A 10,345-nucleotide genomic window follows, 5' to 3' on the forward strand; every position below is an offset into this window, starting at 1 on the left:
CACCTCAAACTGGAACCTGCGCGCCTTCAGGCAGCATTTCCACTGCCATGAACACACTCGGCGTGATTGTTTCAAACTGGTGCCAGGGATAGTTGCCGTCCGCATCAAACATGGGCCGATGTGTGTGGCCTGGGGCCATAACTTCTTCCAGGTATAGGGTGGAGAGATTCTTCTCCCGGCACTGCTGCATCTTGCCGAAACCGACGATCTGTGTGTGCACTTCCCGGAAGCCCGGAACGGGACAGAACGGATGCTCTTTGTGGAGGCCGACATTGAGTGGAACGGAGGCAGAGTGGTAAATGGTGAAGCCGATCCTATCCACCCAGGTCTTTGGCGACATGTAATGTTCGACACCGCGCAATCGCTCTTCACCGCGCACTTCGAAGGCTGAGGGCCATTTGTCCCGGATGCGTGTCATGAGTTCCGCATCATCATCTTCAGCATCGAACCGATCGATAACGATGATCTTCTCGATCTCCGAAATCGTGCAGCTCTCGAGAATGGTCGACTGTAGGGGCGCAAGCTTCTGGCCCTCGACAAAAACGGATTCAGTACCGAGATTGAGAACAATTGCCCGCCCTTCAAGCTGAAAGGCCGCCTCGCCGGTCACGTGGCGCAGGCCAAAAAACGGTTCACCAATTTCAAGGTATTCAACAGGCATGGGAAGTCTCGGTCAGATCTTTCTTGAAATTCAGGGGCAAGGGTTCCGGGCGATCGCAACGGCTTGTAATCGATTGATAAATGCCTTCCCTCGGAGCCTTCTCGATTGCGGCCATCACCTCGAAGACGTGATAGGCGAGCGCTCCACTGGCTCGCGGCTCGCGCCCCTCGGAAACGGCAAGAGCCAGATCAAGCAAGCCCAGCCCCCTGCTGTCCTCGTTAAAGCCGTGGCGGTTGTTGGCAACTTGCCAGGCGTCGCGACCGACCGGTCTTGGCTGATGTGTCCAACGAGCTGTCTCCCTGGTTCTGTAGAGAACATCACCTTGAAAGACATTTGCTCCATGAACCGGGTCTGGGTCTGGAATACAAATAGTCCCGTCTTCGCCATAAATTTCGAAACGCGGTGCTTCACTGTCCCAGACATCGAAGCTCATGGTCATGTCGCCGATAGCGCCACTGTCGAACTCCAACAGGCTCAACGAATGGGTATCTACATCAACCGGCATCCATTGCCCGTTGCGCGGTCCGTTTTCAATCATGCGCCTATCAAAGGTCCGGCGGGACATCCCCGCGACACGCGAAATCGGTCCAAGGCAGAAGACCATGGCTGTCAGATAATAAGGCCCCAGATCCAGAAGCGGGCCGCCGCCCCTTGCATAGTAGAAGTCAGGATTGGGATGATGACGCTCGGTGCCGTGCGTTCCGACATGCGCAAAGACACCGGTCGGTTTTCCGATCACACCCTCATCAATGAGCGATCGGACGGTCTGCCAACGGCCACCGAGGAATGTGTCGGGTGCGTTCCCTACAAGCAGTCCTTTCGAAGCCGCCACGTCCAGAATTCGGGCTCCGTCCGCGAAATCCGTCACAAAGGGCTTTTCGGAATAGACATGCTTCCCCGCCTTCAAAGCCCGCAAGGAAACATCGGCATGTGCGGCGGGAACCGTCAGGTTCAAAACACAGTCAATCTCAGCGTCTGCAAAGATTTCGTCCGGCAGACACGCTTTCGGTATCCCGTATTTCACCGCCTTCGCCTGGCTTTCCTCAATATCGAGGCTCGCACAGGCGACCACGTCAATCTCATGAAACTTTGCAAGCGTTTTCAGATAGATGTCACTTATTCGGCCACATCCGATCAGGCCGACCCGGAAGGATTTCGCTCTTTCATCCAGCATTGTCTTCAGGTTCGTATTGAGGGAGAAAACGAGGTGGCATTGGCCCCTTGTTGCGCCCGCCCTGGCCCATTTGTTCCCAGGCATGGGCGAGAATTCCGACAGAGCGCGACAGGCAGAACAATCCTCTAGAAAGAGGTGCGGGGAATCCCAGCTCGCAAAAGATCACAGCCGTCGCCCCGTCGATGTTCATTGCAATCGGCACGCCGCGCGAACGTCCCAGTTCAGCCTGTACCGCTTCTCCTATGTCCGCAAAGCGCCCAGAGACGGTTCCTTTTGCTGCCGCGTCGCGGACGAGTTTCATCAACCTAGGGGCACGTGGATCGGTCGGCTTGTGAAACCGATGACCGAAACCGGAGACGATCTTGCCGTATTCAGAGCGCCAGTGATCAAGACCTTGAACAACCGCCGTCTCCAGCCGCGCCTCCGCATCCATCCGATCTGCGATATCATAGTAGAGCTCAGCGCATTGTTCGCCGGCTCCCCCGTGAACGTCGCCTAGCATATTGATGCCCGTCGCCATGACGTTGTTGAGTCCAAGCCCACAAGTCGCAGCCATCCTGCTAGCCGCGATCGATGGGGCCTGGGGTCCATGATCGACGCCCGCCACAAGGGCCGCTTCGAAGAGCCTTGCTTCCTCTTCGGTGGGCGTGCCTCCGCGAACCATGAGCCAGATCATCTGCGGAAAGTTGACTGTACCGATCAGCTCCTCGATCGGTGTTCCGCGGAAAACGATCTTCCCGGGTTCCATGTCGATGATGGAGGTTCGCCACCAGTTCTGGATTGCTTCGCTATCCGTCGTGGTCATGCAGCCGTTTCCTTGTTCTCGTTATTGTTTTGCTGCAAGAGGCCTTCAAGAGTGGCCTTCATGCGTTCCGCGTCGGGCTCATGACCCGTAATGAGCCTAAAGGCTTCCACTGCCTGCCAAAGTGCCATTGTCGTGCCATCCATCACCTGACACCCATGAGCATCCGCGAGCTTCAAAAAGGCTGTTTTTCGAGGAAAATAGACAATATCTGCGACCCAGGCTGCACGGTTCAACCGCCACGGATCAAACGCCATGCCTGGGTGCGAAGCCATACCTAGGGGCGTACAATTTACTGCGCCGGAGATTTGATCGAACGGGACGCTCTCAACGTTTTCAGACGCAACGGTTTGAAGCCGGGGACGGAGCTTCTTTAACCTCACTTTCAAATCGCTTGCTCGTTTTGCGACTGGATCAATGATGAACAATGATCCGACGCCCAAGTCGGCGAGTGCGAGCGCAACGGATGCACCTGCTCCACCTGCACCGCACAATACGACACTGTCTCCAGCGATGGAGGCAATTTCGCTTTGAATTGCTCTGCGAAAACCACCGTAATCTGTATTGTAGCCAATTCGCTCTCCAGCCCGCAGAATAACGGTATTTGCTGTCTCAAGCTCTTTAGCCGGCCCTTCAAGCCGGTGGAGAAATTCGACTACAGCCGATTTGTGAGGATGCGTTACATTCAAGCCCACAAGACCATCTGTTTCAGCATCGACGAGAAACTGTTCTAAATCTGCCGGTGACAGCTTCTTGCCTCCGGTATCAATTCGCGAGTATCGGTAATCGAGCCCGAGCGCGGCTCCTTCGAGTTCGTGTTGTGCTGGGGTCAAGGAGGGGCCGATATGGTCCCCCAGAAGAGCTGCTCTCATCGCAAAGGCATTCCTTCTGCGCGCTGAAGACGCATCTGGGCAGCCAGGCGGATCGGCGCATTCGACGCACCGTATCCCTGATATCCAGAGCGTCGTTCGACGATTTCAAAGAAGAAGCCGTTAAAGATTGGGCGGCTGTAGATCTGGAAGTACTCCATGCCCCCATCCCGGTCATATAGGATGTTGGCCGAACGCATGGTCTCGACAAGTTCCATATCCAGACCAAAACGAACCCTGAGGTCGTCATAGTAATTTGCAGGCATTTCCAACCTCGGAAAACCAGCAGCATCCAGGATGCTCGATGTTTCGAAGATATCGTCAGAGAGAAACGCGATGTGCTGAACCCCAGCCCCGAATTGGTCGGCCAGGAATGAGCCAGCAAATGTTCGGTGCCCTGCTGCCCCGTTCAGATTCAGGCGCATTTCCCCTTCCGGCGTTTCCAGCGCCTGCGAACGAACGACGCCCGCTGGATCGGCAACATCGACGATCTCACATTTACGCATATCGAATGTCGTCATGTAATAAATCGCCCAGCTACGCATTTCACTGCTAGCCATCGTCTGGGCGACATGGTCGACCCTCCGGAGACCAGCCGGGCGGGTCGCAGCTGTTTTCTTCACAGGTTCGAACTCGATGTCCCAGACCCGGTGAAGATCCGACTTCTCGTCAATAAAGTGAACCACGGATCCCCCCACGCCGCGGATTGCGGGGATTTCAAGTTCGCCGGTCCCAACTGCTTGCGTGAAGGGTTCTGTTCCGAGTTCAGTCGCCCTTGCGACAGTCTGACTGGCATCATCAACACGCATACCCACGTCGCAAACACACGGACCATGACTTAGAAAGGCGGAATGGGCAAAGCCGGTCTGGTCAGAATTGATGACGATATTAATCGCGCCTTGGCGCCAGAGTTCTACGGATTTGGAAACGTGTCGCCGTTCCATCCTGAAGCACAAAGATTGGAGAATGCCGGCCAGTTGCCGATGGCTCTTGTCGTCCGTGGCAAATTCGATGAACTCGACGCCTCGGACATGTCCGCGATCTGGCAGTGTAGGTGCGCCTAGCCCAAGCCCGGGTTCCGAGCCTGAAACGTCGTCCAGCAAAGTGGCAAGAGCACGATACCCGTCTCGGGTGATCTGTTCGGCCCGGACCTCCTGATCCTGTTCATTCAAACGCGCTATCGACCAGGGGCCGCGGTATCCGCTACGTGCCAAGACTTTTACAAAACCGGAGAGATTCAACCGGCCAAGTCCAGGAAGGAGGCCGAAATGACGTTTCAACATCCGGATATCGGTGTCGAGCCGAGGAGCATCAGAGAGCTGCGCATGGAAGAGCGCGGACAGATCCAGATCGCGCAGGTCGACGGGGCGACGCCCACCGGCAAGCGAAAAAAAACTGTTCAGTGCAAGGCCGAAACTGTCGCTCGCAACGGCTTCGACCAATTCACTTGCCTGGAGGTCATTTGTTGTAACTTGCGCCCAGGGCAACGCCAGATAGGCAATTTTCAATCCACGCCTTTGTGCCCGGTCGGCCGCGTTGCTGAGGTCTTCAACGATGCTGTCCCGCTCGATCCCCGTCTGCATGGTTCTGGCGGAACCGACCAGCAGCATTTTCGTTCCCAGGGCTTCCATGAGATCGAACTTGGCTTCGAGTCGGTCGAAGGCGACTTGCTGGTCAGCCTGACCCTCCAGGTCATGGAACGGTTTCAGCAACGCAACCTTCAAGCCGAGCCCGGAAACAATTTCCCGGACTTCCCCGGCAGTGCCGTGAAAGCTGGTGAAGTCGGGATCGTGAAGTTCCACACTGTCGAAGCCAGCCGAGGCAATAGCTCTCAGTTTCGTCGGCAAGTCGCCGGGAATGGATGTTGTCGAGATGCAAAGGGACATCAGCCTACATATCCAAGAAGCCTGGGCAGAAAGAGTACGATTTCCGGGAATAGGATCATCAAGATTAGCGCCCCGATAAGCACCACCAGGAAAGCCCAGACCTCCGAGATGATCTCCCTTAGTGGAATGCCGGTCACAGCGTTTATGACAAAGAGCAGGATACCGTACGGCGGAGTGATCAGACCGATCATCGAATTGACAACGACCAGGACACCGAAGTGAACCAGATCGATGCCGAGATCCTTACAGGTTGGAATAAACAACGGGACAATCACCAGGATGATTGTTGTCGCGTCCAGGATACATCCCAAAAGGAGAACGAGAATATTCACGCCTATCAAGAACACCAGCGGATGAACATCGATGCCCTGAAGGAACTCAGACATCATTCCCGGGATGTTTTCCGAAATGACCACGAAGTTAAGGATCAATGCGCCACCTATGACGACACCAACTGCTGCTGACGAGCGGGCGCTCTCGACGAAGATCCGATAAAGGCCATGCAGCGACAGAGCCCGGTAGAAGAGCCCTGCAAGCAACAGGGCATAAAGCGCTGCAACAGCCGCAGCTTCTGTCGGGGTCGTAACACCGCCATAGATGCCAAAAAGCAGGATGACAGGCATCAACAGCGCGGGAAACGCGTTGGCCGTATACCGGGGTAGCTCCCTCAAGGGCACAGGTTCTTCAAGCGCAAAGCCGCGCTTGCTCGCCAGGTAGTAGTTCATGGCCATCAACACTGCACCCATCACCAGGCCAGGCAGGATTCCGGCCAGGAACAACGCTCCGATCGAAGCATTGGAGACAAGTGCATAGAGAACCATGGGGATTGACGGCGGAATGATGGGGCCAATCGTGGCTGAAGCCGCCGTGATTGCCGCAGCATATCCTCTCGAATATCGGCCATCCTTTGTCATCATTCCAATGATGATCTTGCCGATCCCGGCCGCATCGGCGACCGCGGACCCGGACATGCCGGAGAAGATAAGTGAGGCAACCACATTCACATGTCCTAGCCCGCCCTTGAAGCGCCCGACGGCGGCAACACAAAAGCTGAGCAGACGTTCGGAAATCGTACCTGCATTCATGATATTGGCAGCCGCGATGAAAAGCGGCACAGCCAGCAAAACGAAACTCTTGTAGAGACCTTGCAGAATTTTTTCTCCTGCCAACGCAAGGTCTAAATCCGCCGCCCCTAAGTAAACGAGAGACGCCAGGATGATGGAATATCCAATCGGCGTACCGATCCCGGCCAACCCGAAGAGGGTGACCAGACAGAGGGCAAGTTCCATACTCATACCGCTTCGTCTCCGTGCTGAATGGAGGGCGGTTCATGGTCATGCCCGGGAATGTCGTGCTCGCCGCTTGGTGGTCCGTGGCGCAGAATGTCGATAAAGCGCCAAGAATAGCGGATTATGATGGCAATCATGAATATGAGGTAGATGGAGAAGATCGTGCGTAAGGGGATTTTCTTGCCAGTAAGCGGGTTTTCGACTGTTGTGGTCTTCCGGATTTTCATCCAGTCGATGTAGTCCCAAGTCGGCAGGAAGGACCAAGCCATTCCGGCAACAATGGATGCAGCAGCGATCAGGGCAAGGGTTTTTTGGCCGCGGCGAGGCATCGCCAGATAGAGTATGTCGAAGGTGACGTGGTCTTTCTCGTGCACGATGAAGGCATTGCCGAAAAACACAATCCAAACCCACAGGATCAAGCAAAGCTCAAGTGTCCAACCAAAAGGCGTGACAAGTACATACCTTGAAAAAATCTGGAGCAAGAATGTGAAGAACATCGCCGCAAGCATGGCCGCGGCGACCCCTTCAGCCCCACAGGTGAACCAAGTCGAAATGCGTTTCATATCAGCTCTCCTGCGGGGACGAGTACCTGATTACTTGCCGAGTGCGTTGATCTTTTCCAGAACTCCTTCCGGCCATGTGGCCGCGAATTCACTTTCAAGATACATGGACTGAACCTGGTTGCGGAACGCATCAAGATCCGGCTCGTAGATCGCCATGCCCTGCTCTTCCAGGAAGGCGACAAGTTCCTGTTCTTTTTGCAATTGCGCTTTGCGCCCGGCCTCTGCGGCTGCGTCAGCTGCCTTTTGGACAGTAGCCTGCTGGTCAGGTGTCAGATTGTTAAAAACCTCTGCATTGATGGCAATGTAGTTCAAATCGACGAGGTGCGACGTCAGGATGATCTGATTTGTCACTTCGTAAAACTTTGCATCCACCACTGTAGGAAGTGGATTGTCCTGGCCATCAACCGCCCCTGCCGAAAGGGCTGTATAGACTTCAGCAAATGCCATCGGGGTTGGGGATGCTCCCAGCGCCTTGCCTAGGAATTGCCAAGCGTCCGTGCCAGGCATGCGCAGATTCACACCTGCCAGGTCTGCTGGTGTTTTCACCGTTAGTTCGTCTTTGGATTGCCGGAGGTTCACCTGACGGCGCCCAAGATACATCACTGACAGGAGTTTCACGCCAAGCTCTTCTTCAGCCTTCTGCTTGAAGGCATCCATCAGTTCATCATTGAAGACAGCAACCTGGTGGGCAGCGTCCTGATGGACATAACCTGCGGTAAAAATTGAAAACTCAGGGAAAAACTGCGCAAGCTCCTGGGCTGATGCGATCGACATCTCCAAATTGCCACGGCTGATAGCATCCAATTCAGTGCCTTGGGCAAAAATGGTGCCATTGTAACTCGGCTGGTAGTCAGCAAATTCGGCCACCATGGGTCCAAATACATCGCGCATGGCGACGGAACGTTGATCGGTTTCCGACCCGGATGTAGCCAGGCGCAGCTGTACTTTGTCAGCAGCTAAGCCAGCAGCGGAACTACCAGCGAGTACCCCAGCAGCAACAAAAGCCGAAAGCGCGGCCCGGCGCGTAAAATACGTGATCATCTCTTCCTCCTTGAGATTTCTATATTCACTGTTCAATTTTGAGCATGCCTGACTATTTTTGTTTTGCAAGATATTTTTAAAAATATCGGATATTTTATCAAACTACCGTCCGATACGCCTCCACATCCGAAGCGGTGAGATCTTGAATATCCAACCGGGTGCGGTGTTTGGCTGAGAGCTGAATGGTTTCGATCACCTGTAGTGTTCGCAATCCTTCCTGCCCGGAAACAAGCGGGATCGCTTTCTTCATAATCACGTCCTTGAAATGAGCGATCTGGTTGACGAGAGGATCAGATGCCGCGCGCGTTAATGTCGTTGATGAAAGTGGTGTCCACCAATCTTGCCGCCTATCCAGGTGTGACCAGAGCCGAAGATCGGGCAGCGAAAGAGACCCTTCCGAACCGCCTATGAGGTAACAACTTTCTGGAATCGGCGGATATTGAGGGTTCTCGCGAGAGGTAAACTCCCAGCTCCACGGCGCCACCACACTGTCGGAAACAGATATGGTTCCAATCACACCATTGCTGAACTCCAAGATTGCGCTTGCAACATCTTCATTTTCGAACCCTCGGACAGAGGGGGCAGCAACAGCATGCACCGCAGTCACCTCACCGCAAAGATAGCGGATCAGATCAATGTCATGGACCAAGTTCACAGAAACCGGACCGGCTCCATTACGTTTCCGCCAGGGGGCCGCCTCAAAATAGTGATCAGGTTTGTAGAACCAGCAAGTACCCTGAACCGCGCGGATAGTACCAATCAACCCGCCGTCGAGAGCTTCCTTTGCCTTCTGAATGAGAGGATTGTGCCGCCGGTGATGACCGACAAGAAGCGGTATGTCCCGAGCTCTGGCCATCTGCACAAGCGCTAAAGCTTCCTTTGTGGAAGCACCAATCGGCTTTTCAACCAGAACAGGACATTTGTTTTCGATACATGTGATCGCCTGTTCGACATGTAACAGCGTCGGTGTTGCAAGAATAACACCGTCCAACTGGACGCTCTTAAACATGCCATGAATTGTCTCAAAACATGGGATTCCCATTCCCACGGCGGCATCTTGGCCACTTTCGTTCGGATCGGCCACTGCGACCAGTTCAACATCCGGAACAAGAGCTACTGCATCTGCGTGACGTTTGCCCACCAAGCCGAGACCGACAATGGCGAGTCGTAAAGTTGATTGCACTTAAGGCTCCTATGCACCTGTATCTTGTGCGGTCGCCAGCTTTCGACTGTCGCCGGATCAATGTCGCTGATGTTAGGGACAAACAATATGATTTGCAATAATATCTGATATTTTTATTTTTTACTTACATTTCTGGAATTTGCCCTACAGAATCGAATATGGTAAATGCAGGACGATTTTCATTTCATCGGCAAAAAAATGATACAGCAGACACCCGCGACAATCGGATCCAGCACCTATCAGAAGATCAAACACGACATTATCTTCGGCGAACTCGAGCCCGGTTCAAAACTGAAACTCGAAGCCCTCAAGCAACGCTATTCAACCAGTCCCTCGACTTTGCGTGAAACCTTAAGCCGTCTGGCAAGCGAAGGTTTTGTTGAAGCTCCTGAGCAGCGCGGATTTCGGGTGACACCCGTTTCGAAGGAGGACTTGGTCGAAATCGGAGGGCTTCGTGTTCTCCTGGAATGTCACGCTTTGAAACTGTCCGTCGAAAACGGCGACACGGATTGGGAGGGCAATCTTGTGGCCGCGCATCATAAATTGCATCTGATGGAGCAGAAAATGCTCGCTGGTGATGAGAGCGAAAAGGAAACCTGGAAACGCTATGACTGGGAATTTCACCTTGCCATGATCCAGGCTTGCAACAACGCCAACCTGCTTTCGCTGCATGCAATCATGTATGACAAGTATCTGCGCTACCAAATGCTCGTGTTAACCTATCGCGGTGAAATAGCGGCCAAAGAACACAAGGATATGTTTGAAGCAGCCCTTGCAAGAGACACAAAAGCCGCCTGCAAGATGCTCGAAAGTCATATTAACAATGGCGTAGAGCACACGCTTGCTGCGATGAGCTAGATACTAAAACCAGCCAGTG

10 protein-coding genes are annotated in these 10,345 nt (G+C 54.0%); 1 reads left to right on the plus strand and 9 read right to left on the minus strand.

Annotated features, from left to right (window positions below):
• Positions 1 to 4 precede the first annotated feature (4 nt).
• The 9 genes from FJ695_RS22925 to FJ695_RS22965 all read right to left on the minus strand — a co-directional run bounded on the left by FJ695_RS22925 (position 5) and on the right by FJ695_RS22965 (position 9,468).
• The gene (locus FJ695_RS22925; RefSeq protein ID WP_141187598.1) at positions 5 to 661 is read right to left on the minus strand and encodes a hypothetical protein; all 657 of its coding nucleotides are present in this window, start codon (positions 659 to 661) and stop codon (positions 5 to 7) included.
• A complete protein-coding gene (locus tag FJ695_RS22930) occupies positions 651 to 1,835 on the minus strand; it encodes a Gfo/Idh/MocA family protein (RefSeq protein ID WP_141187599.1) in 1,185 nt (394 codons plus the stop codon). The genes FJ695_RS22925 and FJ695_RS22930 overlap by 11 nt, the downstream gene beginning before the upstream one ends.
• Positions 1,825 to 2,640 carry a citryl-CoA lyase gene (locus tag FJ695_RS22935; RefSeq protein ID WP_141187600.1) on the minus strand — a complete coding sequence of 272 codons (816 nt, stop codon included), beginning with the start codon at positions 2,638 to 2,640 and terminating at the stop codon, positions 1,825 to 1,827. The genes FJ695_RS22930 and FJ695_RS22935 overlap by 11 nt, the downstream gene beginning before the upstream one ends.
• Entirely contained in the window at positions 2,637 to 3,509 is an 873-nt protein-coding gene (locus FJ695_RS22940; RefSeq protein ID WP_141187601.1) for a shikimate dehydrogenase, read from the minus strand. Before FJ695_RS22940 ends, FJ695_RS22935 begins: the two co-directional genes overlap by 4 nt.
• Positions 3,506 to 5,392: a bifunctional sugar phosphate isomerase/epimerase/4-hydroxyphenylpyruvate dioxygenase family protein gene (locus FJ695_RS22945; protein ID WP_141187602.1), complete on the minus strand. Its 1,887-nt coding sequence runs from the start codon at positions 5,390 to 5,392 to the stop codon at positions 3,506 to 3,508. The genes FJ695_RS22940 and FJ695_RS22945 overlap by 4 nt, the downstream gene beginning before the upstream one ends.
• On the minus strand, positions 5,392 to 6,687 hold the full coding sequence (locus tag FJ695_RS22950) for a TRAP transporter large permease (RefSeq protein ID WP_141187603.1): 1,296 nt from the start codon (positions 6,685 to 6,687) through the stop codon (positions 5,392 to 5,394). The genes FJ695_RS22945 and FJ695_RS22950 overlap by 1 nt, the downstream gene beginning before the upstream one ends.
• The gene (locus tag FJ695_RS22955) at positions 6,684 to 7,244 is read right to left on the minus strand and encodes a TRAP transporter small permease (protein WP_141187604.1); all 561 of its coding nucleotides are present in this window, start codon (positions 7,242 to 7,244) and stop codon (positions 6,684 to 6,686) included. Before FJ695_RS22955 ends, FJ695_RS22950 begins: the two co-directional genes overlap by 4 nt.
• 30 nt (positions 7,245 to 7,274) lie before the next feature.
• A complete protein-coding gene (dctP, locus tag FJ695_RS22960; RefSeq protein ID WP_141187605.1) occupies positions 7,275 to 8,285 on the minus strand; it encodes a TRAP transporter substrate-binding protein DctP in 1,011 nt (336 codons plus the stop codon).
• Positions 8,286 to 8,382: 97 nt separating this feature from the next.
• Entirely contained in the window at positions 8,383 to 9,468 is a 1,086-nt protein-coding gene (locus FJ695_RS22965) for a Gfo/Idh/MocA family protein (protein ID WP_141187606.1), read from the minus strand.
• Positions 9,469 to 9,633: 165 nt separating this feature from the next.
• On the opposite strand from FJ695_RS22965, the gene FJ695_RS22970 reads away from it, so the two are divergent.
• Entirely contained in the window at positions 9,634 to 10,326 is a 693-nt protein-coding gene (locus FJ695_RS22970; protein ID WP_247653716.1) for a GntR family transcriptional regulator, read from the plus strand.
• Positions 10,327 to 10,345 lie beyond the last annotated feature (19 nt).

Source organism: Labrenzia sp. PHM005 (assembly GCF_006517275.1).
Taxonomy (GTDB): Bacteria; Pseudomonadota; Alphaproteobacteria; order Rhizobiales; family Stappiaceae; genus Roseibium.